This is a genomic window from Janibacter endophyticus, assembly GCF_016888335.1.
In the GTDB taxonomy this organism is placed as follows: Bacteria; Actinomycetota; Actinomycetes; order Actinomycetales; family Dermatophilaceae; genus Marihabitans; species Marihabitans endophyticum.
In genome coordinates this window covers 692,698-715,400 of sequence record NZ_JAFEJG010000004.1, presented here as the reverse complement: position 1 = coordinate 715,400, position 22,703 = coordinate 692,698, and the positions used below count along the sequence as shown (strand labels likewise).

Sequence of the window (22,703 nt, the reverse complement as noted above, 5' to 3'; positions counted from 1 at the left end):
GACAACGTGTCGGACAGCTCCTCCAGGTCCTCGGTCAGCGAGGTCTCACCCCAGGTCGCCGCTGAGATCGCGACCGAGCAGGCCCACCTCGACCGGGTCCGCTCCGAGCTCGCCAAGGCGTCCTCCCGCGCGGGCCTCGTCGCGACCGACGGCATGTCTCGCGGGCGCACCGACCGCACCGGGGACGTCCGCGACGAGGAGATGTCCGGGCTCTTCGAGCGCGACGCCCTCGTCTACACGGCCGCTCGCCGGATCGCCTCCCTCGAGCACCAGCACGAGGGTCTGGTCTTCGGCCGTCTGGACATCGACCACGGCGGGGACATGGCCCCCGCCGACCGGGAGGTCCGCTACGTCGGGCGGCTCGGCGTGCGCGACGACGACTACGAGCCGCTCGTCATCGACTGGCGCGCCCCCGCCGCATCGCCTTTCTACCGAGCGACCCCCGTGGAGAACCTCGGAGTGATCCGCCGGCGGGTGCTCCGCTCGCGCGACGACACGGTCGTCGGCGTCGAGGACGACCTCATGGTCCCCGAGGCGCCCGACGACATCGTCGTCATCGGCGACGGCGCCCTCCTCGCCGCGCTCACGCGAGCCCGCGGCACCCGGATGCGCGACATCGTGGCGACCATCCAGGCCCACCAGGACGAGGCCATCCGGGCGAGCGACCGCGGCGTCACCGAGATCACCGGCGGCCCGGGCACGGGCAAGACCGTCGTCGCCCTCCACCGCGCCGCCTACCTGCTCTATGCCGACCGGCGCCGTTACGAGAGCGGCGGCATCCTCGTCGTCGGACCCTCCGCGGCGTACACCGCCTACATCGAGCGGGTCCTGCCCTCGCTCGGCGAGGACTCGGTCGCGCTGCGGGCGCTCGGCGACATCGTCGACGCCATCGACACCTCGCGGCTCGACACCCCCGAGGTCGCCGCGATTAAGGGGTCCCTGCGGATGCGGACACTCGTCTCCCGGCTGCTCCAGGAGCCGGTGCCGGACGCGCCGACCGAGCTGCGGGCCTTCGTCGGCGGCATCGCCCTGCGCATCGACGCCGACCGCCTCGCCGCCATCCGGCGCCAGGTCCTGCGCGACCGTCCCCGCAACCAGGGCACCAAGGCCGCGCGCGAGCTCCTCGCGGAGGTCGCGTGGGCCTCGCACCGTGAGGGCGACCGCGACGAGTTCCTCGACGCCTTCGACGAGTCGATCGCGGTCGACTCCTTCATGGAGGCGTGGTGGCCACAGGTCGACCCGCGCCAGGCGATGCTCTGGCTCGCCGACACCGAGCGCGCCTACCGCGTCACCCAGGGTGTGCTCTCCCAGGGTGACGCCGCCGCCTTCGCGTACTCGATGCGCGAGGCGCTCGAGCTCGGCACGTGGAGCGTCGGCGACGTCGCGATCGTCGACGAGCTCTCGGTGCGCCTCGGCCCGGTCGAGGACGCACCCTCGGAAGAGCGCGGCTTCTACGAGATCGACGAGCTCGACGCGCGCGCGGCCGAGCGCGAGCTGACGACGATGGGTTCGTCGGTGGCCCCCCGGGCGATCGAGTCCGAGGTCTCCCCGACGCAGGCGCGCGAGCGCCTCCTCCACGGCCGGATCGGCCGCCCGGCGACCTACGCCCACGTGCTCGTCGACGAGGCGCAGGACCTCTCCCCCATGCAGTGGCGGATGGTCGGCCGGAGGGGTCGCCGAGCCTCGTGGACGGTCGTCGGCGACGCGGCGCAGGCGTCGTGGCCCGACGCCCAGGAAGCGCGGTCGGCCCGCGACGAGGCCTTCGGGTCCAACGAGCGGCGTGGCTTCCACATGCAGACCAACTACCGCAACGCGCGCGAGATCTTCGACTACGCCCGCGACGTCATCCTCCCTGTGGTGCCGGACGCGGACATCCCCCAGGCCGTCCGCGAGACCGGGCACTCGCCCGTCGAGCTGCCCTTCGGCGACGTCCTCGACGACCGTGCCCCGGGGGTGGGCGAGGTCGCCCACGAGGCCGTCCGGGCACTCCTCGACGAGGTCGACGGGTCGATCGCGGTCATCACCCCGGCTCGTCACGCCGGCCGGGTCGCCGACCTCGCCGACCACGAGAGCGGCCGCGTCGTCGTCCTCGACCCGATGTCGACCAAGGGCCTGGAGTGGGACGCGACGGTCGTCGTCGACCCCGACGCGATCATCGCCGAGTCCCCCGGTGGTGCTCGGGTCCTCTACGTCGCGCTGACCCGCGCCGCCCACCGGATGACCGTCCTTCGACCCACGACCTGAGCTCACCCCTTCGCCCATGACGAAGGGGGTGACCCGGCACGTGATCGTGCGGGCCACCCCCTCGAAGGAGCGGTCGTGCGCTCAGCCGGACTTGCGGCGGAACATCTGCTGGGCGCCGGAGGTCTCGGGCCCGTGGGCACCGTGGACCTTGCCGTCGCGACCGTCGGCGGAGACGTTTGCCCCGCCGTGGGCCTGCTTGCGCTCCAGCGCCTGCCGGAACTTCTCCTTGACGTCCTCCGGCGCGCTCTCGTGCTTGCTCACGCGCACCACCTCCTTGCGTCGTCGGTCGCGGCGGGACTGCCCGCCGTCCCCGTCACCGTTCCACCCGTCAGCCGAGCGCGCAACGGCATTTCACCCGCCGGTAGGGTGAGGGGGTTGTCCGACGAGCACCGAGGAGATGTCAGATGCCGGCGATCGTGCTGGTCGGAGCCCAGTGGGGCGACGAGGGCAAGGGCAAGGCCACGGACCTGCTGGGGCGGGACGTCGACTACGTCGTGAAGTTCAACGGCGGCAACAACGCCGGCCACACGGTCGTCATCGACGGCGAGAAGTACGCCCTGCACCTCCTGCCCTCCGGGATCCTCTCCCCCAACTGCACCCCCGTCATCGGCAACGGCGTCGTCGTCGACCTCGAGGTGCTCTTCCAGGAGCTCGACGGGCTCATCGCCCGCGGCGTCGACGTCTCCAAGCTGCAGGTCAGCGCCAACGCGCACGTCATCGCGCCGTACAACCGCACCCTCGACAAGGTCACCGAGCGCTTCCTCGGGTCGCGCAAGATCGGGACCACCGGGCGCGGCATCGGACCGACCTACGCCGACAAGATGAACCGGATCGGCATCCGCGTGCAGGACATCTTCGACGAGTCGATCCTGCGGCAGAAGGTCGAGGCCGCGCTCGGCTTCAAGAACCAGGTGCTGGCGAAGGTCTACAACACCCGCGCCGTCGAGACCGAGCGCGTGGTCGCCGAGCTGCGCTCCTACGCCGAGCGGCTCGCCCCGATGGTCACCGACACCACGCTCGAGCTCGAGCGGGCCCTCGACGCCGGCCAGAACGTCCTCCTCGAGGCCGGCCAGGCGACCCTGCTCGACATCGACCACGGCACCTACCCCTTCGTCACGAGCTCCTCGGCGACGGCCGGCGGCGCCTGCACCGGCTCGGGCATCCCCCCGACCCGCGTGAGCCGGGTCATCGCGATCCTCAAGGCGTACACGACACGCGTCGGCGAGGGCCCCTTCCCGACCGAGCTCTTCGACCACGACGGCGAGTTTCTCCGCGCAACCGGCCACGAGTACGGCACGACGACAGGTCGCCCGCGGCGCTGCGGCTGGGTCGACACGGTCGTCGGCCGCTACGCCACCCGGATCAACGGCGTCACCGACTTCGTCATCACCAAGCTCGACGTCCTCACCGGTCTCGAGCGGCTCCCGATCTGCGTCGCGTACGACGTCGACGGGGTCCGCCACGACGAGATGCCGGTCAACCAGAGCGACTTCCACCACGCGAGGCCCGTCTACGAGTACCTCGACGGCTGGTCGGAGGACATCACCGGCTGCCGCACCTTCGAGGAGCTGCCGGCCAACGCGCAGGCCTACGTGCTGCGCGTCGAGGAGCTCATCGGCGCCCGGGTCTCCGCGATCGGTGTCGGTCCGGGCCGCGAGGAGATCATCCAGCGGCACCCGCTGCTCGACCCGCGCGAGGACTGAGCCGCCACTCAGGCCCGGCCGGCCCTCGCGAGCGCGACCCCGAGCTGGTAGCGCGTCGTCACCCGGTGCTGCTCCATGAGCGCCGCCACCCGACGGCGCACCGTCCGCAGGGCGACGCCGAGGTGCCGCGCGATCGTCTCGTCCTTGTAGCCCAGGCCGAGCAGCTCGATGAGGCGCTCGTCGGCACCCGGGTCCTCCGCCCCCCGGCTCGGCGACCGCCCCCAGGCCAGGTCGAACCACGCCTGGAAGGCACCCACGATCACCGGGCTGCGGATGACGAGGTACTCCGACCCCGCGTCGCCCCACACCGAGGGCGTGACCACCACCTCGTCGCTGAAGATGGCGAACTCGTGCGTCAGCAGGTCACCGACCCGCTGCTCCTGCCCTGCCGCGTGCAGCGCATCGAGCCGGCTGACGTTCTCCGGGGAGTCGAGCACCTCGGGCCGATAGATGGTGCGCTGACGCTGACCCTCCCTGGCCCGCTCCAGCTCGTGGGCCGCGTGCTCGGCCTCGGTCCCGGCCCCGACGTCCGGATCGAGGAAGACGTTGTCGACGGAGGCGACCATGCCCGCGAGCCGGTCGACGATTGGCGCCGCGATCGCCTGGTCGAGGATCTCGACCCCGGGGCTGCGGGGTGCCCCCTCGCCCCGGGTGAGGTCCGCGCGCAGCATCATCATCGCGTCGCCGATCTCGGCCAGCTCCACCCGCCGCTCGGCGAGGCGGCTCAGCTCCAGCGTGAGCATGCGCTCTAGCCGCTCGAAGGGAGGCACGCTGCTCGTCGGCGACATGTTGGCATGTTAGTGCCACTGTCCTATTGGTGTCGCTGCTGAGCCCCTTTTCGCTCCTGACCTGGGGCACAATGGACGCATAGAGGGGGCGCTGGCGCCGGGGATCAGGGGACTCCGGACCAGCGCCCCTGATATTTGTCCATCGCGACCTTCGGGTCACGGTGCTCGTGCCGTTCAGGGGGAGGCGCGAGGAAGGGGCCAGGCTCAGGTGAGCCGGGCCCCTTCTCGCATGCTCAGGGCAGCAAGACCTGCGCCGCCTCGGCCGAGCTGTCGTGGAGGAAGGTGCGGCAGCGCTCCTCCTCCTCGACCTCGCCGATCGCGCCGGCGGCCCGGGCGAGCGCGGCGAGCGCCCGCAGGAAGCCACGGTTCGGCTCGTGCGACCACGGCACCGGACCCTGGCCCCGCCAGCCGTTGCGGCGAAGGGAGTCCAGCGCGCGGTGGTAGCCGGTCCGGGCGTAGGCGTAGCCCTCGATCGTCCGGCCGGAGGCCAGGGCGTCCTCGGCGAGGACGGCCCAGGCCAGTGACGACGAGGGGTGGGCCGCCGCGACCTCGGCGGGGGACACCCCTTCGTCCAGGCGGTTGGCGGCCGGGTCCTCCGGGAGGAGGGTCTCGGGGATGCCGAGCAGGTTGTCCATCAGGCCTTGACCGAGGTGCCGGCAGAGCGGAGGTTCTCGCAGGCCTCGACGACGCGACGCGCCATGGCCGCCTCGGCCTCCTTGCCCCAGGCGCGCGGGTCGTACTGCTTCTTGTTGCCGACCTCGCCGTCAACCTTGAGGACGCCCTCGTAGTGCTGCAGCATCCAGCCGGCGACCGGGCGGGTGAAGGCGTACTGGGTGTCGGTGTCGACGTTCATCTTCACGACGCCGTAGTCGACGGCGTCGGAGATCTCCTGCGCGGTCGAGCCCGAGCCGCCATGGAAGACGAGGTCGAGCGGCTTGTCGCCCTTGTCGCTGCCGTACTTGGCGACGATCGCCTCCTGGCACTCCTTGAGGATCTCCGGGCGGAGCTTGACGTTGCCCGGCTTGTAGACGCCGTGGACGTTGCCGAAGGTCAGCGCCGCCATGTAGCGGCCCTGCTCGCCGAGACCGAGGGCCTCGACGGTGGCAAGCGCGTCCTCGGGGGTCGTGTAGAGCTGGTCGTTGATCTCGTTGGCGACACCGTCCTCCTCGCCACCGACGACACCGATCTCGACCTCGAGGATGATGTCGGCCGCCACCGCGAGGGCGAGCAGCTCCTGCGCGATCTGGAGGTTCTCGTTGAGCGGCACGGCCGAGCCGTCCCACATGTGCGACTGGAAGATCGGGGTGCCGAACTTGTCCTTGTGCTCCTGGCTCGCCTGGAGCAGCGGGCGGACGAAGCCGTCGAGCTTGTCCTTGGGGCAGTGGTCGGTGTGCAGCGCGATGTTGACGTCGTAGTGCTTGGCGACCTCGTTCGCGTAGGCGGCGAGCGCCAGCGAGCCGGTGACCATGTTCTTGACCGTCGGGCCGGACAGGTACTCCGCGCCGCCGGTGGAGACCTGGACGATGCCGTCCGAGCCCGCCTCCGCGAAGCCACGGATCGCGGCGTTGAGGGTCTGGCTGGAGGTGACGTTGATCGCCGGGTAGGCGAAGGATCCGGCCTTCGCGCGGTCGAGCATGTCCCGGTAGACCTCGGGGGTTGCGATGGGCATGGCGACTCTCTCCTTGTCAGCGGTGACGGGGCTTGTCCTGCCTCGATCCTTCCACGCCCGGCTCGTCGAGGACAGCAGACCCCTCCCGCTGAGACCGATCCCCCGAGGCGCGCTCCCTCAGGGCGCTCTGGAGTGCCGGTCCGGCCTCGACGACGTAGGCGTCCGAGCCCGTCCGCACACCCGCCACATCGAACTCGCGCAGGACCTCCCGGATCACGGCGTGCTGCGCCTCGCGGGTGTCGAGCTGGGTCGACCCGGACCAGAAGCGCAGCTCCATCCGGACCGTGCCGTTGCCGATGCTCGTGAGGAGCGCCTCGGGCACCGGCTCGGCGAGGACCGACGGGAGATCGGCCATCGCCTCGAGCGCGACCGAACGGGCCACGTCAAGGTCGGTGGTGTCCTCGAGGTCGACCCCGACGGTCGAGCGCACGTACTCGAAGCCGGTCTGCACGGTCACGACCTCGGAGTGCAGCGTGCCGTTGGGGATGAGGACGAGACGCCCGTCGAAGGTGCGGATGGAGGTCGATGAGAGCCCGATCTGGACGACGGTGCCGCGATGCTGCCCGCACTCGATCTGGTCACCGACCCGGAAGCGGTCGCGCGCGAGCAGGATGATCCCGGCGAAGGTGTTGCCCAGCACGGTCTGGAAGGCGATACCGGCGGCGATCGAGATGACGCCGACCCCGCCGAGGACGTTGACCGGCTTGATGCTCGGGAAGACGACGGTGAGCGCCACGGCGACGCCGAGCACGACCACCGCCCAGCCGGCGAGCCGCCCGAAGACGTCGGACGAGCTCGCGCCGCGCCCACGCCGACGGAGCACCCACCCGACCGCATGCCGGAGCACCCAGGCCAGGACCAGCGCCGCGAGCAGCACCGCACCCGCGACGGCCGCGCCCTGCCAGGTGACAGCCGGTAGCTGGATGACGTCCTCGTCCATCACGACCCTCCCTGCCAGGCGGCGATCCGCTCCACCGCCTCGGCGACAGCGGCTGGGCCGGCGGCGAAGCTCAGACGCACGTGCTCGTGACCGGCGACGCCGTCGAAGTCGTTGCCCGGCGTCACCGCGACACCGGTCGCGTCGAGCAGCGCCGCGGCGTAGGTGGGCGCGTCCCGCCACCGCTCCAGCTGCCGGCCGAGGTGGGCGTAGTAGTAGAAGGCGCCGTCGGCCGGGGCCGCGGCCCCCCAGCCCAGCCGCGGTGCCGCCTCGAGCAGGAGACGACGGGTGTGCGCGAACTCGGCCACGCCCCCTTCGCACTGCTCCAGTGCCGCCGGTTCGAAGGCTGCGACGGCCGCCTCCTGGGCCGGGACGGGCGGGCAGAGCGCGATGCTGCCGGCCAGCGCGTCGACGGCCGCGGCGAGGTCCTCGGGCATGAGCATCCAGCCCAGCCGCCAGCCGGTCATGCCCCAGTACTTGCTGAACGAGCTGATGACGACGACGCCGTCGTCGATCTCCGCCGCGCACACCCCGCGCGGGTCGGGCCCGCCGGGCTCGGGGTAGGTGACACCGTGGTAGATCTCGTCGCTCACGAGGCGGACGTCGTGCTCCCGGCACCAGTGAGTGATCGCCGTGAGCTCGGCGCGGTCGACCATCGTGCCGGTCGGGTTCGCCGGCGAGGCGAGCACGAGACCAGCGAGCGGGGCCTGCGAGTGGGCCTCGTCGAGCATCGCCGGGGTCGGCTGGTAGCGCACGTCCGCGCCGCAGTCGAGGTCGACCACTTCGCAACCCAGGCTGCTGAGGATGTTGCGGTAGGCGGGGTAGCCGGGCCGGGCGAGCGCGACCCGGTCACCGGCGTCGAAGGCCGCGAGGAAGGCCAGGACGAAGGCCCCCGAGCTGCCCGTGGTGACGGCGACCCGGCCAGGCGGGACATCGAGGTCGTACCAGCGTCGGTAGTGGCCGGCGATCGCTGCCCGCAGCGCGGCCGTGCCCAGCGCCGGGGTGTAGGTCAGCGGCCGACGGGAGGCGTGCAGCTCGGCGGCCGCCAGCGACACCGCGTCCGGCGCCCCGCCGGACGGCTCCCCCGCGCAGAGCGAGATGACGTCGCGCCCCTCGGCGCGCAGCTGCGCAACCCGGGCCAGCACCTCCATGACCGTGAAGGGCGGGACCTGCGAACGGCGAGAGGGACCGAGCGAGCTCATGCCCCGATCCTCCCAGGCCGACCCGGGCACGGAGCCGCTAGGGGACCTCGGGCGCGGCCCCGGCCGGCCGCTGGCCGTGGACGTGACGTCGGACCCAGGCGTGCATGGCGATCGCAGCGGCGGCGCCGGCGTTCATCGAGCGGGTCGAGCCGTGCTGCCCGATCTCGAGGACGACGTCGCACGCAGTGAGCATCTCCGGTGAGATCCCCGGCCCCTCCTGGCCGAGGACCAGCACGCACTCACGGGGCAGGTCGAAGGTCTCCAACGGCACCGCACCGGGGACGTTGTCGATCCCGACGACCGTCAGCCCCTCCCCCTTCGCCCAGGCCGCGAAGTCCGCGACGGTGGGGTGGTGGTGCTCAACCTGGTAGCGGTCGGTGACCATGGCGCCCCGACGGTTCCACCGGCGACGGCCGACGATGTGGAAGGCCGCGGCACCGAGGGCGTTGGCGGTCCGGACGACCGAGCCGATGTTGAAGTCGTGCTCCCAGTTCTCGATCGCGACGTGGAAGCCGTGCCGGCGCGTCTCGAGGTCGGCGACGATCGCCTCGTGGCGCCAGTAGCGGTACCGGTCGAGGACGTTGCGCCGGTCGCCCTCCCTGAGCAGCTCGGGGTCGAGGCGGTCGTCCTCCGGCCACGGCCCGTCCCAGGGGCCCACCCCCACGACCCGACCTTCGACCCCTTCGCTCACGGTCGACCAACCTAGCCCGGCGCCCGGGCAGGGATCACACCGCCGGCACAGCACACTCCCAGGCGCCCCCGCCTACCCTGGGCAGAGCGAACGCCCCGCCGCGGGGCGCACCGACCGCGGGAAGGGCGGCATGCAACAGCTCATCGACTGGGTCCTCGGGATCATGGAGTCCGTCGGAGGACCCGGCATCGCGCTGGCGATCTTCCTCGAGAACCTCTTCCCGCCGATCCCCAGCGAGGTCGTCCTGCCGCTCGCCGGCTTCACCGCCGCCAACGGGGAGTACACGATCGTCGAGGCCGTCCTCTGGGCCACCCTCGGATCGGTGACCGGCGCCCTGCTCCTCTACGGCTTCGGCGCGGTCGTCGGCATGGACCGGCTGCGCGTCATCGCGCACCGGATGCCGCTCGTCGACGTCTCGGACGTCGACAAGGCCGACACGTGGTTCACGAGGCACGGCCGCAAGGCGGTCTTCTTCGGCCGGCTCATCCCCGGCATCCGCAGCCTGATCTCGATCCCTGCGGGCGTCGACCGGATGCCGCTCACCGGCTTCCTCGCGATGACCACCGCCGGCTCCCTGCTGTGGAACACCGCGCTCATCTCCGCCGGCTACGCCCTCGGCTCGAGGTACCACGTCGTCGAGCAGTACATCGACCCGATCAGCAAGGTCATCTACGTGCTCATCGTCCTTGCGGTCGTCGCCTGGGTGATCTTCCTCGTCCGTCGCAACAAGCGGCGCAGCCACGACCCCGACCACGAGATCGACCCCGACACCCTGACCTGACCCGCCGGGCACGACGAAGGGGTGAGCCTCCCGCTGAGGGAGGCTCACCCCTTCGCGCTGTCGCCTCAGACCTCGGCGTTCCACGCCTCCTTGTAGCCGAGCTTGCCGCTCGTCTGGAGCAGCGCCCGACGGTAGATCCGGGTCGCGGCGACGAGGACCACCGCGGTGACGGCGACGAGCGCGAGCAGCGCGAGGCCCGCCTGCCACCAGTCGGCCGTACCCGACACGAGACGCATCGGCATGAGCACCGCGGAGAAGGGCGGCAGCCAGGACAGCACCTCGGCGACCGTGCCGCTCGCGAGGAGGGCGGAGAAGAAGACCGCCATGAGCAGCATCGTCACCGGGGTGGCCGTCGACTGGACGTCCTCGACCCGGCTGGCCAGCGCGCCGGCGACCGCGAAGAGGGTCGCGAGGAGGACGAAGCCGGCGAGGTAGAAGGCGACGTACCAGAGGATGCCGGTGCTCAGGCTGGGCAGCATCGAGCCGAGGTCGGTGAAGGTGATCCCGACGAGGCCCACGGCGACGAAGAGCGCGAGCTGGCCGACGGCGAGGACGACGTTGCCGAGGATCTTGCCCGCGAGCAGCTGGGTCGTCGGCATCGACGTCGCGATGATCTCGACGATCCGGGACTGCTTCTCCTCGACGACGCTCGACGCGAGCGTCATGCCAAACATCATCGCGGAGAAGTAGAAGAGGATCGCCATGATGAAGCCGACGGCCTGGCCGAGCGCCGCTTGGTCGGCATCGCCCTCGAGCAGGGCCGTGCGGACCTCGCTGCCCTGCGTGAGCGCGGCGGCCGTCGTCCCAGCCTCCTGCGCCCTGGCCTCGAGCACCTGCTGGGCAACGGTCTGGGTGACCACCTGCTGCAGGGCGCCGTCCTGGTCCTCGTAGCCGACGAGCGTCCAGGCGCCGTCCACCTCGTGCAGCCATCCGTCGGCCTCGCCCCCGGCGAGCGCGGACTCGGCGGCGGCCTCGTCGGCGGCGTCCGCCCGGTGCACCGTGATCTTGTCGTCGATCCCGGGGGTCGCAGCGACGACGGCGTCAGCCATCTCGACCGCGGCGGGTGTCGCCACGAGCGTGACGTCGCGGTGCCGCTCGGACTGCCAGGCCTGGAAGCCGAAGACGGCGACGAGGATCGCCAGCGACATCAGCGTGCCGCCGATGAAGGCCTTGTCCCGGAGCTTGACCGTGACCTCGCGCCGAGCGACGAGCAGCCAAGGAGCGGTGCCCGAGCTCTTCGTGCGGTCGGTGGGCTGGGTGTCGGTGCGGCTCATGCCGTGACCTCCCGGTAGATGGCGGACAGCGGCGGGACGACCCGGACCAGCTCTCGGACCCCGCCGCGCGCGAGGCCCTCGCGGAGCAGGTGGTCGACGCGCTCATCGGCGGGGTCGACCCCGGCGGCGCCCCCTGGTGCGCCGCCGGGATCGAGCTCGAGGAGGGCCGTCGGCCCGTCGATGTCCACGCAGTGCACCCCGGGGACCGCGCGGACCCAGCCGGCGTCGCCGGCGAGAGTGAGCCGGTAGCGGACCGGCCCCTGCGAGCGGAGCTCCTCGGTCGTGCCCTCGGCGCGGACCTGACCGGCGGCGAGAACGACCAGCCGGTCGCAGAGCCGCTCGACGAGGTCGAGCTGGTGGCTCGAGAAGAGCACGGGCACCCCGCGGGCGGTCTGCTCACGGAGCAGGTCGGCCATGGAGTCGACGGCCGCCGGGTCGAGCCCGGAGAAGGGCTCGTCGAGGACGAGCGCCGCCGGGCGCGACATGACGGCCGCGATGATCTGGACCCGCTGCTGGTTGCCGAGCGAGAGCTTCTCGACCGTGTCGCCGGCCCGGTCCCCGAGACCGAACCGCTCGAGGAGACCCTGGGCCTCCCCCTTCGCCTCGCCCGGGTCGACGCCCTTGAGGGAGGCGAGGTAGACGAGCTGCTCGAGGATCTTCTGCTTGGGGTAGAGGCCCCGCTCCTCGGGCATGTAGCCGATGCGACGGCGCTCGGCGGTGGTCACCGGGTGGTCGCCCCAACGGACCTCGCCGCCGTGGATCCCGAGGACGCCCATGATCATCCGCATGGTCGTCGTCTTGCCGGCACCGTTGCCGCCGACGAAGCCGGTCATCAGCCCCTCCGGCACGGTGAAGCTCACCGCGTCGACGACCGTGCGGTCGCCGAAGCGGCGGGTCAGGTCGGAGACCGTGATGGTCGCTGGTCGCGTCGTCATGACACCGAACCTACGAAGGACGGGGAGCGAGAGGATCAGCCGCGCGACTGATCCTGGGCCGGGCACCTCTCCCCCTCGAGGGGGAGCCCGAAGCTACTCGCGGGTCCGACGACCGTTGCTCGAGCCACTCGGTGCCGGAGCCCTGACAAACCGGGGGCGGGCACCGGGACTCCTGGGGCAACGGTCGCTCTACCCGCGAGTCATGAGCGGCGACTCAGCCGGTGTGGACGATGCCGGTCTCGTGAGCGACGACGACCGCCTGGACGCGGTCGCGCAGGTGCAGCTTCGCGAGGACGTTCGAGACGTGGGTCTTGACCGTCGCCTCACCGATGAAGAGCTCGGCGGCGATCTCGGCGTTGGACCGCCCGCGCCCCACGGTGACGAGGACCTCGCGCTCGCGGTCGGTGAGCAGCGCGAGGTCGTGCTCGGTCTGTGCGGGCGCTGCCTCGCCGCCCGGCTGCCCACCGGGGCCGGCGAGCTCGTCGCCACGTCCCTGCTCGACCATCTTGGCGATGACCCGGCGGGTCACCTCGGGCGCGAGCAGCGCGTTGCCGTCGCCGACCGCGCGGACGGCGGCGACGAGGTCGTCGGGATCGGCGTTCTTGAGGAGGAACCCGCTGGCTCCCGCGGCGAGCGCGTCGAAGAGGTAGTCGTCGCGGTCGAAGGTCGTGAGCACGACGACCTTGCCGAGCCCGGCGGCGACGATCTCGGCGGTCGCGGCGATCCCGTCCTTGCGCGGCATCTGCACGTCCATGAGGACGAGGTCGGGTCGCAGCTCGGCGGCCTGCGCCACGGCCTCGACCCCGTCGCCGGCCTCCCCGACGACCTCGATGTCGTCCTCGCCGGAGAGCATCATCGCGAAACCGGAGCGGATGAGGCGCTGGTCGTCGACGAGGAGGACGCGAAGGGGTCCGCGCCGGACCTCCTCGGTGGTCGCCGTCGGTGCGGGCTCAGGGGTGTCGGTCATGCGGGGTCCTTCGTCGGGGTGAGCGGGGCGCGCAGGCGGACACGGTAGCCACCGAGCGCCCGGGGCCCGATGTCGACCGTCCCGCTGAGCGAGGCGGCGCGCTCGCGCACGCCCATGTGACCGAGGCCCGAGCCGGACGTGCCGGGCCGGGGCCGCCCGTCGTCGTTCACCTCGACCTCGGCGAAGGGGGCCGGGCCGCTCGCCTCGACGCGCACGACGACGCGGGCGGATCGAGCCGTGGAGTGCTTGGCGACATTGGTGAGGGACTCCTGAGCGGTGCGGTAGAGCGAGTGGCCCAAGGCGCCAGGCACCCGGTCGAGGGCGTCCGGGCCGTCGGTGACCAGCTCGTGGACGACGCTCAGCGAGGCGCTGCTGCGCTCCGCCACGAGGTCGGCGATGTCCTCCAGACCTGGCTCCGGCCCACGGTCTGCCGCCGCGGCACGCTCACCCGCACCACCCCCTTCGCCCTCGCCGCCGGCCAGGTCCGTGCGCAGGGTGCCGAGCAGGCCACGCATCTGGGTCACCGCGTCACGGCTCGACCCCTCGATCGTGCTCAGCGCCTGACGGGCGGCGTCCGGGTCGCGGTCGAGGACCTTGCGGGCGGCACCGGCCTGGACCCCGATGACCGAGACGTGGTGGGCGACGACGTCATGGAGCTCGCGGGCGATCCGCAGGCGCTCTTCGACGACGGCCTGGCGCTGCAGCTCGTCGGCCTGGGTGCGGATGGTCCGGGCTTGCTCGGCGAGGTGGGCCCGCTGCCGGGCGTTGCGCCAGGAGACCTGACCGCCGCCGACGGCGCCGCCAAAGAAGACGACGTTGATGAGCGAGGTGAGCAGGACCCCGGACACGACGGGTGGGAGGGCCCCGGTGGTCGCCTGGGCATCGTCGATCCCCATGTACTCGTCGACGACGTTGCCGACGGCGAACCCCCACACGAGCCACGCGGCCATCGCCAGCAGGACCGCGCCGACGACGAGCACCATCTCGGAGCGGCGCCGGGCCCAAGCCACCCCGGAGAAGACGAGGGTGAAGTAGACGACCTGGGTCGTGAGCAGGCTGGCCATGAGCGGCGAGCAGGTGGCGATGGCCCAGAACGCGACGGACCCGCCGACGAGGATCCCGAGCGGCCAGCGGCGCCGGCCGAGGAGCAGCAGGCACGGCCCGGCGGTGAGCAGCCACTGCTGCCAGAGCGGCTCCTCGACGTGGCGCAGCGAGCCGACGCCCCGCATCAGCTCGAGGGTGGCCAGGCTGAGGACCGCGACGACCGCGGTGCCGATGACGTCCCCGCGGGTGAGCGCGCGGCCGGGGCGCTCTCAGGGGTCGTCGACCGCGAAGAAACGGCGCAGGGAAGAGAGCAGCGGCACCCGGTCACCCTAGGAGAGGACGGCGGACGCCCGCCTCCCCCGTGCGGAGGAGACGGGCGCGTCAGCGGGCGAGATCAGTCGTCGTCCCACTCGTCGTCGTCCCAGTCGTCATCGTCCCAGTCGTCATCGTCGTCGTAGGTCGCGCGCGGCGCGACGGGCGGCGGGGCGACCGTGCGGGGAGCCTGGGTCGCCCGGGGCTTGGGTGCGGGCTGCGGCGCACGGGTCGCGGTGGGCTTCGGCGCGGGCTTCTTCGTCGCGCTGGGCTTCTTGGTCGCGCTCGGCTTCTTCGTGGTCGTCGACGACGTGGGGCCGGACGTCGAGGAGCTGCTCGTCTCGGCGAGCTGCCCGATCTGGACACCCGGGACGGCCGGCTCGGCCGGCTCGGTGGCCTGGGCCCAGAGCACGGCGGACATGGCCCCCATGAGGAGGAAGCCCACGACGGCGGCGATCAGCTTCATGTCCTCCAGGCTCCCAGGCGTGCATGACCAGCCGGTGAGGACTCCATGAGAGGGCTCTCATGAACCGCGGCGGCGAGCCACCCCTGCGCCTGCGCGGCCCAGCGCGGCCGGAAAAGGTAGATGCTCGCGAGCCGCAGCCGGGTGGCGGCGCGGTAGGCGGCCATCCGGCGCGCGTCGACCCGCAGCGTCGCGGCCGCGGCGGCGACGCCCTCGACACCCGCCGTGACGGCCTCGGACGACCACAGGCCCTGCTGCCCGCGCAGCAGGACGTGCTCGTGGAGGTTCGCGAGGTCGAGCTCTGGCTCGGCGAGCGCGGCGGTGTCGAGGTCGAGCAGGCCGAGGCGCTCACCCACGAGGATCTGCTTGTCATGGAGGTCGCGGTGGCTCGGGGCGCCCGGGTCACCAGGGTCGGTGAGCAGTGCGGCACGGACGTCCGCGAGCCGCGCCAGGATCCCGTCGCGCAGCTCCGGCGGGGGTGCCCACACGGTGAGAGCCCGACGCACGGCGGTGCCGGTGAGCTCGGCCTCGGCAGCCGCGTCGTGGACCGGCAGGTCGACGGCGCCGGGTCGGGCGAGCCGGGGCCACCCGGCGGCGAAGGTGCGCCAGGCCCGTCGGACGACCCGCAGGTCGGTCCCGGCTCCGAGGTCGTGGAGCGGCACTCCGGGCAGGGTGCTCAGCGACACGGCACCCGACCGCCCGGGGAGCGGGTGCGCGCTCGGTGACCCCCACCCGGCCCGGCCGGCGAGGAGCGCACCGGTGGCGTGCGCCTCGACGATCGTGTCGACCTTGTCGGGCCGCACGACCTTGACGTGGTCGCGGGCGCGACGCACCACGGCGCGACGGCCGACCCGGTGCACGACGAGGTCCCCGCGCAGGCCCTCGAGGCCAGGCAGCCGGTCGTCGGTGGCGAAGGGGGTGAGTCGCGCGTCGCGCAGCGTCCAGCCGGAGTCTGCGCAGGAGGCGTCGCGACGGAGCGTGGCCTCGCCAGCACGGAGGCGCCCGAGCGGGTCGCGGCCCTCGAGGCGGACCCGCAGCTCGTCGTCGGAGACCGACCGGGGCCAGGCCCGGCCGACGGTGATCACGTCGGCGCCGGCGCGGATCTCCCGGGGGACGATGCTCATCGCAGGAGGTCCGCGATCATGGCGAGGATGCCGGAGGTTGCGTCCCGCCAGTCCGGGCGCGCCTGGCGCAGCGGCTCCTGCGCGCGGGAGAGCAGCGCCGCGGCCGTGGCACCCGCGAGGTCCTCGGTCGCGGGCCAGCGACCGCCAGCGTCCTCGTAGCCGCGCCGGAGGCCTTCGCCGACGGGGCCACCGGGAGCGCCCGAGCGCAGGCTCTCGACGGCGAGGGCGGAGGCGATGTCGCGGACGGCCGGGCCGATGCCCGCGCGGTCGAGGTCGATGACGCGCGGACCTGTCGCGGTGAGGATCACCTGGTCGGCGGAGTAGTCGCCGTGCAGGAGCACCCGCGGCGCGCGGCGCGCCTCGGGCAGCGTGCGGACGAGCGACTCCATGCGCGCACCGAGGCGGGGGTCGAGCACCCCGAGGTCTCCCGCGGCTCGCCTCAGCCCGGCGCGGTCGAGGGTGGGCAGGTCGGGCACCGAGGGTCCGCTCGTGTGCGGCGTGGAGTGGACCCTGGCCAGCAGCCGACCGAGGTGCTCACCCGACGCGTGGCCGCTCTGCGGGTCGGCTCCCAGACGGTGCTCGAGGCTGTGCCCCGGCACCCACTCCCACCGGGTGAGGTGCGGGCCGGACCGGCCCCGGAGCACGGCCGTGAGGGCGGCCGTCTCGTCGAGGAGCGCCGGTGCCCACGCCTCGACCTCGGGCTGCGGCTCGGCGGTGACCCGGATCTGGGCGGCCCCCCGCCGCAGGACGAGCCGTCGCAGAGGGTTGTGCCGTACGACGACCGAGGCGTCGACGACGTCGGCATGCCGGGCGAGGATCCCGGCGAGCTTGGGGTCGCTCCACAGGTCACCGCTGGAGACGAAGAGCCCACCACCGGCCGACCGCAGCGTGACCTCCCGGCCCACCCGGTCGCCACGCTCGACGTCCCGCTTGCCGCGGTCGAGGTCGGCGGTCACCCGGGCCCAGCCGGCCGGGCCCTCGTCGTCGGCGAGCGCCGCGACGGCGTACTGACCCGGCTTGTGCCGGACGCGGGTCACCGTGATGTCGCCCCGGTCGAGGACGCTCCGGAGGCGGTCAGGGTCGAGGACGACGTCGAGGTCTGCGTAGCCGGTCGTCGTGGTCATGACCCGCTCCCGGTCGGCTCGAGCGCATCGACGCGGAAGGCGCTCCCCTCGGGCAGCTCCTCGTCAGGGCCACCCTGCCAGCGCACGTCGCCGTCCTCGATCCAGACGATCCGGTCGCACTCGCGCGCGGTCGCCTCGTCGTGCGTGACGACGATCGTCGTGCGTCCCTCGGTGAGCTCGGCCAGGGCCGTCCGCACCGACGCGGCGCTCCGGGGGTCGAGCCCCGTCGTCGCCTCGTCGAGGACGATGACCGCGCTGTCGCGCAGCACCGCCCGGGCGATGGCGATGCGCTGCCGCTGGCCGCCCGAGAGGGTGGAGCCACGCTCGCCGACGACGGTGTCGTAGGCGTTCGGCTGCTCCATGATGAAGTCGTGGGCACGCGCCTTGCGCGCCGCGGCCCAGACGTCGGCGATGGTCGCCTCGGGACGCCCCTGACGGATGTTGTCGGCGATGGTCCCGGTGAAGAGGACGGACTCCTGGAGGAGCATCGTCACCTCCTGCCGCACCACCGCGAGGTCGAGGTCGCGCAGGTCGTGGCCGTCGAGCGTCACCCGGCCGGCGGAGGGGTCCTGCAGCCGCGAGAGGAGTGCGGTCAGGGTCGACTTGCCCGCGCCGCTCGGCCCGACGAGCGCCACTCGCTGGCCGGCCGGGATGTCGAGGTCCATCCCGTCGAGGACGGGACGACCCGACCCGTAGCCGGCCACCACCCCTTCGAGCCGGAGGGCACCCCGGAGCCGACGCAGCCGGACCGGCTGCTCCGGCGAGCGGATCTCCGGCTGCACGTCGAGGAGGTCGGCGACCCGCTCCCCTGAGGCGGCGGCGCGCGAGATGCGGCCGGTGTACTTCGCGATGTCACGCAGCGGCTTCATCGCCGTCTTGAGGTAGGTGAGGAAGAGGACGAGGTCACCCGGGGTCATCGCCTGCTCCATGACCCGCCAGCCACCCATGAAGATCACGACCGCGGTGGCAACGCCGACGACGACGTCGGTGGCGCGCTCGAGGCCCGCGGCCAGACGGCGTGCCTTGACGCCGTCGCGCAGCGCCTTGGCGTTGCTGCCGCCGAAGGCCTCCGACACCTGGCCCTCGAGCGTGTACGCCTGGACGACCGGGATCGCACCGATCGCCTCCTGGGCGACCCCGGCGAGGTCGCCCTCGCTCTTGCGGGTCTTGCGCGAGGCGGTCGTGATGCGGCTCGTGCTGCCCCGCGAGATGAGCATGAAGACGAGCGCGGCCGCGACGACGACGAGGGCGAGCAGCGGGTCGAGCCACAGCATGACGCCGGACATGACGACGAGGGTGAAGATGTTGACGAGCAGCGGCAGGCCTGCGGTGACCGCGACCTCCTGGAGCTTGCCGACGTCGCCGACGAGGCGCTGGACGATGTCGGCCGAGCGGTTCGTCGAGTGGTACTGCTTCGAGAGCGAGGTGACGTGGTCGAAGGTCCGCTGCCGCAGCCGGGTCGCGACGCGGCTGCCGGCGAGGGCGAAGGCGACGGTCGCGAGGTAGTTGCACACGGCACGGAGCCCGACGAGCGAGATCGTCGCGAGCGCGGCCGCACCGAGGAGGGCCCGGCTGGCCTCCGGGCCGTCCGAGGCGAGGTCCGCTCCGAGGGAGCGGGTCACCGCGTCGACGACGAACTTCACCGGCCAGGGCTCGAGGACGCGGAAGAGCACCTCGAGGACCAGGGCGAGCGAGCCACCGGCGATGAGCCAGCGCTGGTCGGGCAGGTGCGGGCGCAGCAGGGCCAGGGTGCGACGAAGGGGTCCGCGCAGGGTGACCTTGTCGGCGGTCTTGGCGGTCTGGGCGGCGCTCTGGGCCGAGGGCTGGTCCGCGCTCATGCGACCGGCTCCCCGACGAGGTCGAGACCCTCGACCGCCCGGTCGAGCACGTGGCCCCAGGTGTGTCGGCTCAGCACGCGGCAGCGCCCGGCCCGGCCCATCCGCTCGGCACGGTCCGGCACCGAGACGAGCCCGTCGACAGCGGCGGCGAGCGCCTCGGGGTCGGACGGCGGGACGAGCAGCCCGGTGACGCCGTCGCGGACGAGCTCGCCGAGCTGGCCGACGTCGCTCGCGACCACGGGCAGTGCGGCCGCGCTGTACTCGAGCACCTTGAGCGGCGAGAAGTACTGGTCCTGGCCGTCGGGGTAGGGGGCCACTGCGACGTGCGCGCCCTGGAGCTGCGCCGGGATCTCGTCCGGGGTCACCGCCCCGCGGAAGTCGACGTCGAGACCGAGCTCATCGGCCCGCGCGCGCAGGGCGGAGGCCTGCGGGCCGTCGCCGACGATGCGGACCTGCCACGGGCGCCGGGCCATCGCCGCGGCCTCGAGCAGGTGCTCGACGCCGTGCCACGGCTTGAGGGTGCCGACGAAGACGACGGTCGGGGTGTCGTTCGCGTCGTGCCGGACGGCACCGATGCGCTGCGGGTCGACGCCGTTGGGGGTGACGACGACCCGGGCACCGGGGACGCGCTCGCGGACCCAGGCGGCGACCGGCTCGGAGACGGCCAGGACGCGGTCGGCCGCCGTTGCCTGCACGGTGAGCGCCGCACGGGCGCCCGCCGCGTCGACGAGCTCACGGTGGGTGGCCTGCTCCTCGATGAGCGGCGCGTTGACCTCGAGCAGCCCCACGGCGCGGGACCGCTCGGTCACGGTGGCCAGGGCTCTCGAGAAGAGCGAGTAGCGCTCGTGGACGATGTCGGCGCCGTCGTCGAGCACGGCCTCGGCGAGCCGGGCCGCCGCCTCGCGCTGGGCACGCTCGCGGGCGGCGGTGCCGCCCTCGGCGGCCTTGGCCACGGGGATGTGCGTCACGGGCACGTCGGCGAGGTCCGCAGGGACGTGGTCCCCGACCCGGACGAGGTAGAGGCGCACCTGTGCCCCCTTCGCCCGCCAGGCCCGGGCCATCTCCTGGATGTGCACCGAGGCCCCCTTCGTCCCGAAGGCGGGGACGCCCGGGTCGGCGCAGACATAGGCGACCCTCATGCCGCACCCCCGGTGCTCACGGCGAGCAGTCTCGCCTGGGTGCGGGTGTCGTGCTCGCGCTCGACGAGGGCGCGGGCGCGCTCGGCGACGGCCTCACGCGGGAAGTCGGCGGCGGCGACCCGGGCGAGCGCGCCGGCCAGCCCCTCGACGTCGCCCGGGGTGAGCAGCACGCCGGTCTCGGGCTCGTCGACGGTGCCGCGTACCACCTCGGGGATGCCGGTCACCGCGGTCGAGACGACCGGGGTGCCGACGGCCATGGCCTCGAGGATCACGGTGGGCAGCCCGTCGGCGTTGCCGTCCGCGCCGACGACGCAGGGCGCCACGAAGACGTCGGCGTCCCGGAGGTGCTCGAGGACCTCGTCCTGGGGACGGGAGCCGAGCCAGGTGACGATGCCGTCGAGGCCGAGCCGGTTCGCTTGTGCCGCAAGGACGTCCGCCAGCTCACCACCGCCGGCGACCTCGACCCGCAGGTCGAGCCCCGCCGCGCGGGCGCGGACGGCGGCGTCGAGGAGGACGCCGAAGCCCTTCTTCTCGACGAGCCGACCGACCGCGAGGACGCGCAGGGGACCATCGACCGGGCGGGGCGCGCGGTAGGGGAAGCCGGTGAGGTCGAGGCCGTTGGCGACGCGGGCCACCGTGGCGTGCGGGGCGATGCCGGCCAGGTGGCGCTCGTTGTAGTCGCTGATCGCGACGACGGTCTCGGCGTCGTGGAGGAGGTCGGCGAGGAGGTCACGGTCGACGTCCTCGTGGAAGATGTCCTTCGCGTGGGTCGTGACGCTCCAGGGGATGCCGGCCAGACCCGCGGCGATCGCCGTGACACGCGCCTGGGCCGAGGCGAAGTGGGCGTGCAGGCGGGTGATCCCGCGGGCCCGCACGGCGAGCGCCAGCTCGATGCCCTGCGCGACCTCGTCGGCCTCCAGGCGGGAGGTCAGGGGCAGCAGCTCGGCCATCCGCTCGGCGAAGCCGGGGAGCTCGGCGTGGCCGCGGGCGATCGTCTCCCACAGCTGCGAGGCCTTGAGGGCACGCGGCAGGTGGTGGACGGGCGCCTGGACGCGGGCGAGCGCGGCGTGGAAGTGGGTGTCGGTCGTCGGCCGCAGCGCGAAGACCTCGATCTGCTCGCCGTGCGCCTCGCGGGCGAGGATCTCGGTGACGACGAAGGTCTCGGAGAAGCGAGGGTAGACCTTGACGACGTAGCCGATCCGCACGGTGGTCTCAGACGGCCGCACGGACGGTCTCCTCGCAGGTCGAAGGGGTGAGCAGGGCGGCGGCCTGGCGGCCCACCTCGGCGAGGCCGTCGCGACGCAGGTGGCGCCGGTCGACGCTGCCGGTGGCGTTGGCGGCGAACCAGGCGCCGAGGCTCTCCGGCGTGAGCTCGGAGGCCCGCAGGATGTCCACCGCGCCGGTGCGTGCCAGCGACCGGGCCCGGATGAGCTGCTCGAGGCGGGGGACCTCGCGGGGGACGACGAGGGCGGGGCGGTCGGTGCTCAGCACCTCGCACACGGTGTTGTAGCCGCCCATGCAGGCGACCGCCTCGGCGGAGCGGATGGCGAGGAGACCCTCGGGCACCTCGTCGAGGATCTCGGTGCGCGGGCCCGCGAGCGCGTCGAGGCTGGAGCGCTCCTCGGCGGACATCTGCGGTCCGGCGACGACGAAGTGGCCCATGCCCTCGGGGACCGTGGCCTGCGCCGCTGCGCGGCAGAGGTCGGCACCGTCGTGGCCGCCACCGACCATCGTGAGGAGGTAGGGCCGGACGAGGTCGCGCAGGAAGCTGCGGGTGGTGCGGCCCAGCGAGAGGTAGCCGGTGTGCACGACGAGGTCGTGCAGCGCCTCCGGAACCGCGCCGGTGCGCCGCAGGTCGGTGACCGACTCGTCGCCGTAGACCCAGATGGCGTCGAAGAGGTCGCGGACCCGCTCGGTCCCGACCCGCTCCCACTCGGCCTGGGCCACCTCGGGCTCGTCGAGCACCTCGCGCAGCCCGAGGACGACCTGGGTGCCGGGCAGCTCGGCGCGCAGCTGACGCAGCGGCTCGAGGAGCTCCTCGTCGACGCCGAAGGCGTGCCGGTCGACGACGACGAGGTCGGGGGTGAAGGCGTTGATCGCGCCGGCGAGGATCGCCCGGCGGACGTCGATGAGGTCGGGCATCGGCACGTCGACCTCGCGCGGTGTGTAGCCGAGGCCGCCCTTGCTGATGCCGGGGAGCCGGACGACGTCGAAGGCGGGCGGCAGGTGGCCGACGACCCGCTCGACCCCGGTGAGGAGGAGGCCGGTCACGGGCCGCCCGGTGAGCTCGGGGAGGTGCCGGCTCAGCGCGTGGGCGATGGCGAGGTTGCGCCGCTGGTGGCCGAGGCCGACCGAGTCGTGGGAGTACAGGACGACCCGCAGCGGGGTGGCGTCATGACGGGTGGCGGGCCGGATGTCCATGGGCAGCAATAGAACTGCGCCGCGATGAGCGGGTCGTGAACTCTTTC

21 protein-coding genes are annotated in these 22,703 nt (G+C 73.0%); 3 read left to right on the top strand and 18 right to left on the bottom strand.

Annotation, left to right across the window (positions count from 1 at the left end; all coding sequences use genetic code 11):
• Positions 1 to 6 precede the first annotated feature (6 nt).
• A complete protein-coding gene (locus JNO54_RS03455; RefSeq protein ID WP_204142638.1) occupies positions 7 to 2,244 on the top strand; it encodes a HelD family protein in 2,238 nt (745 codons plus the stop codon).
• 81 nt (positions 2,245 to 2,325) lie between these two features.
• Here JNO54_RS03455 and JNO54_RS03450 read toward each other — a convergent pair whose 3' ends face one another.
• Positions 2,326 to 2,505 (bottom strand): DUF5302 domain-containing protein, encoded by a 180-nt coding sequence (locus JNO54_RS03450; protein WP_204142637.1) that lies wholly within the window; start codon positions 2,503 to 2,505, stop codon positions 2,326 to 2,328.
• 143 nt (positions 2,506 to 2,648) lie between these two features.
• Here JNO54_RS03450 and JNO54_RS03445 point away from each other — a divergent pair, with 143 nt between their 5' ends.
• Positions 2,649 to 3,947, top strand: a complete 1,299-nt coding sequence (locus JNO54_RS03445) for an adenylosuccinate synthase (protein ID WP_204142636.1) — start codon at positions 2,649 to 2,651, stop codon at positions 3,945 to 3,947.
• 8 nt (positions 3,948 to 3,955) lie between these two features.
• On the opposite strand, the gene JNO54_RS03440 is transcribed toward JNO54_RS03445, so the two are convergent.
• The 6 genes from JNO54_RS03440 to JNO54_RS03415 form a co-directional block, all read right to left on the bottom strand.
• Positions 3,956 to 4,735, bottom strand: a complete 780-nt coding sequence (locus tag JNO54_RS03440; RefSeq protein WP_204142635.1) for a helix-turn-helix transcriptional regulator — start codon at positions 4,733 to 4,735, stop codon at positions 3,956 to 3,958.
• A gap of 233 nt (positions 4,736 to 4,968) precedes the next feature.
• Complete coding sequence (locus JNO54_RS03435; RefSeq protein WP_204142634.1) at positions 4,969 to 5,370, bottom strand: DUF3151 domain-containing protein; 402 nt, start codon at positions 5,368 to 5,370, stop codon at positions 4,969 to 4,971.
• Positions 5,370 to 6,404: a class II fructose-bisphosphate aldolase gene (fbaA, locus tag JNO54_RS03430; protein ID WP_204142633.1), complete on the bottom strand. Its 1,035-nt coding sequence runs from the start codon at positions 6,402 to 6,404 to the stop codon at positions 5,370 to 5,372. The genes JNO54_RS03435 and fbaA overlap by 1 nt, the downstream gene beginning before the upstream one ends.
• 16 nt (positions 6,405 to 6,420) lie before the next feature.
• Positions 6,421 to 7,344 carry a mechanosensitive ion channel family protein gene (locus JNO54_RS03425; RefSeq protein ID WP_204142632.1) on the bottom strand — a complete coding sequence of 308 codons (924 nt, stop codon included), beginning with the start codon at positions 7,342 to 7,344 and terminating at the stop codon, positions 6,421 to 6,423.
• Complete coding sequence (locus JNO54_RS03420; protein WP_204142631.1) at positions 7,344 to 8,543, bottom strand: pyridoxal phosphate-dependent aminotransferase; 1,200 nt, start codon at positions 8,541 to 8,543, stop codon at positions 7,344 to 7,346. The genes JNO54_RS03425 and JNO54_RS03420 overlap by 1 nt, the downstream gene beginning before the upstream one ends.
• A 37-nt stretch (positions 8,544 to 8,580) precedes the next feature.
• On the bottom strand, positions 8,581 to 9,234 hold the full coding sequence (locus JNO54_RS03415; RefSeq protein ID WP_204142630.1) for a TrmH family RNA methyltransferase: 654 nt from the start codon (positions 9,232 to 9,234) through the stop codon (positions 8,581 to 8,583).
• A gap of 130 nt (positions 9,235 to 9,364) precedes the next feature.
• On the opposite strand from JNO54_RS03415, the gene JNO54_RS03410 reads away from it, so the two are divergent.
• Positions 9,365 to 10,015 (top strand): DedA family protein, encoded by a 651-nt coding sequence (locus JNO54_RS03410; RefSeq protein WP_204142629.1) that lies wholly within the window; start codon positions 9,365 to 9,367, stop codon positions 10,013 to 10,015.
• A gap of 65 nt (positions 10,016 to 10,080) precedes the next feature.
• Here JNO54_RS03410 and JNO54_RS03405 read toward each other — a convergent pair whose 3' ends face one another.
• The 11 genes from JNO54_RS03405 to JNO54_RS03355 all read right to left on the bottom strand — a co-directional run bounded on the left by JNO54_RS03405 (position 10,081) and on the right by JNO54_RS03355 (position 22,656).
• A complete protein-coding gene (locus JNO54_RS03405; protein ID WP_204142628.1) occupies positions 10,081 to 11,289 on the bottom strand; it encodes an ABC transporter permease in 1,209 nt (402 codons plus the stop codon).
• On the bottom strand, positions 11,286 to 12,224 hold the full coding sequence (locus JNO54_RS03400) for an ABC transporter ATP-binding protein (RefSeq protein WP_204142627.1): 939 nt from the start codon (positions 12,222 to 12,224) through the stop codon (positions 11,286 to 11,288). Before JNO54_RS03400 ends, JNO54_RS03405 begins: the two co-directional genes overlap by 4 nt.
• Positions 12,225 to 12,438: 214 nt before the next feature.
• Entirely contained in the window at positions 12,439 to 13,191 is a 753-nt protein-coding gene (locus tag JNO54_RS03395) for a response regulator (protein WP_204142626.1), read from the bottom strand.
• Positions 13,188 to 14,420 carry a sensor histidine kinase gene (locus JNO54_RS03390; protein ID WP_204142625.1) on the bottom strand — a complete coding sequence of 411 codons (1,233 nt, stop codon included), beginning with the start codon at positions 14,418 to 14,420 and terminating at the stop codon, positions 13,188 to 13,190. Before JNO54_RS03390 ends, JNO54_RS03395 begins: the two co-directional genes overlap by 4 nt.
• 209 nt (positions 14,421 to 14,629) lie before the next feature.
• Positions 14,630 to 15,013 carry a hypothetical protein gene (locus tag JNO54_RS03385; RefSeq protein ID WP_204142624.1) on the bottom strand — a complete coding sequence of 128 codons (384 nt, stop codon included), beginning with the start codon at positions 15,011 to 15,013 and terminating at the stop codon, positions 14,630 to 14,632.
• The gene (locus JNO54_RS03380; protein WP_204142623.1) at positions 15,010 to 16,134 is read right to left on the bottom strand and encodes a phosphotransferase family protein; all 1,125 of its coding nucleotides are present in this window, start codon (positions 16,132 to 16,134) and stop codon (positions 15,010 to 15,012) included. The genes JNO54_RS03385 and JNO54_RS03380 overlap by 4 nt, the downstream gene beginning before the upstream one ends.
• Positions 16,131 to 17,258 carry an aminoglycoside phosphotransferase family protein gene (locus tag JNO54_RS03375; protein ID WP_204142622.1) on the bottom strand — a complete coding sequence of 376 codons (1,128 nt, stop codon included), beginning with the start codon at positions 17,256 to 17,258 and terminating at the stop codon, positions 16,131 to 16,133. Before JNO54_RS03375 ends, JNO54_RS03380 begins: the two co-directional genes overlap by 4 nt.
• Entirely contained in the window at positions 17,255 to 19,096 is a 1,842-nt protein-coding gene (locus tag JNO54_RS03370) for an ABC transporter ATP-binding protein (RefSeq protein ID WP_204142621.1), read from the bottom strand. Before JNO54_RS03370 ends, JNO54_RS03375 begins: the two co-directional genes overlap by 4 nt.
• Positions 19,093 to 20,235 (bottom strand): glycosyltransferase family 4 protein, encoded by a 1,143-nt coding sequence (locus JNO54_RS03365; RefSeq protein ID WP_204142620.1) that lies wholly within the window; start codon positions 20,233 to 20,235, stop codon positions 19,093 to 19,095. Before JNO54_RS03365 ends, JNO54_RS03370 begins: the two co-directional genes overlap by 4 nt.
• Entirely contained in the window at positions 20,232 to 21,461 is a 1,230-nt protein-coding gene (locus JNO54_RS03360; RefSeq protein WP_307818043.1) for a glycosyltransferase, read from the bottom strand. Before JNO54_RS03360 ends, JNO54_RS03365 begins: the two co-directional genes overlap by 4 nt.
• Entirely contained in the window at positions 21,448 to 22,656 is a 1,209-nt protein-coding gene (locus tag JNO54_RS03355; RefSeq protein WP_204142619.1) for a glycosyltransferase family protein, read from the bottom strand. The genes JNO54_RS03360 and JNO54_RS03355 overlap by 14 nt, the downstream gene beginning before the upstream one ends.
• Between the last annotated feature and the right edge of the window lie 47 nt (positions 22,657 to 22,703).

Coding starts and splice junctions, on each gene's coding strand:
- JNO54_RS03445 (WP_204142636.1), top strand. CDS start 2,649: ATGCCGGCGATCGTGCTGGTCGGAGCCCAGTGGGGCGACGAGGGCAAG.
- JNO54_RS03440 (WP_204142635.1), bottom strand. CDS start 4,735: ATGTCGCCGACGAGCAGCGTGCCTCCCTTCGAGCGGCTAGAGCGCATG.
- JNO54_RS03435 (WP_204142634.1), bottom strand. CDS start 5,370: ATGGACAACCTGCTCGGCATCCCCGAGACCCTCCTCCCGGAGGACCCG.
- fbaA (WP_204142633.1), bottom strand. CDS start 6,404: ATGCCCATCGCAACCCCCGAGGTCTACCGGGACATGCTCGACCGCGCG.
- JNO54_RS03425 (WP_204142632.1), bottom strand. CDS start 7,344: ATGGACGAGGACGTCATCCAGCTACCGGCTGTCACCTGGCAGGGCGCG.
- JNO54_RS03420 (WP_204142631.1), bottom strand. CDS start 8,543: ATGAGCTCGCTCGGTCCCTCTCGCCGTTCGCAGGTCCCGCCCTTCACG.
- JNO54_RS03410 (WP_204142629.1), top strand. CDS start 9,365: ATGCAACAGCTCATCGACTGGGTCCTCGGGATCATGGAGTCCGTCGGA.
- JNO54_RS03405 (WP_204142628.1), bottom strand. CDS start 11,289: ATGAGCCGCACCGACACCCAGCCCACCGACCGCACGAAGAGCTCGGGC.
- JNO54_RS03400 (WP_204142627.1), bottom strand. CDS start 12,224: ATGACGACGCGACCAGCGACCATCACGGTCTCCGACCTGACCCGCCGC.
- JNO54_RS03395 (WP_204142626.1), bottom strand. CDS start 13,191: ATGACCGACACCCCTGAGCCCGCACCGACGGCGACCACCGAGGAGGTC.
- JNO54_RS03390 (WP_204142625.1), bottom strand. CDS start 14,420: ATGCGGGGCGTCGGCTCGCTGCGCCACGTCGAGGAGCCGCTCTGGCAG.
- JNO54_RS03385 (WP_204142624.1), bottom strand. CDS start 15,013: ATGAAGCTGATCGCCGCCGTCGTGGGCTTCCTCCTCATGGGGGCCATG.
- JNO54_RS03380 (WP_204142623.1), bottom strand. CDS start 16,134: ATGAGCATCGTCCCCCGGGAGATCCGCGCCGGCGCCGACGTGATCACC.
- JNO54_RS03375 (WP_204142622.1), bottom strand. CDS start 17,258: ATGACCACGACGACCGGCTACGCAGACCTCGACGTCGTCCTCGACCCT.
- JNO54_RS03370 (WP_204142621.1), bottom strand. CDS start 19,096: ATGAGCGCGGACCAGCCCTCGGCCCAGAGCGCCGCCCAGACCGCCAAG.
- JNO54_RS03365 (WP_204142620.1), bottom strand. CDS start 20,235: ATGAGGGTCGCCTATGTCTGCGCCGACCCGGGCGTCCCCGCCTTCGGG.
- JNO54_RS03355 (WP_204142619.1), bottom strand. CDS start 22,656: ATGGACATCCGGCCCGCCACCCGTCATGACGCCACCCCGCTGCGGGTC.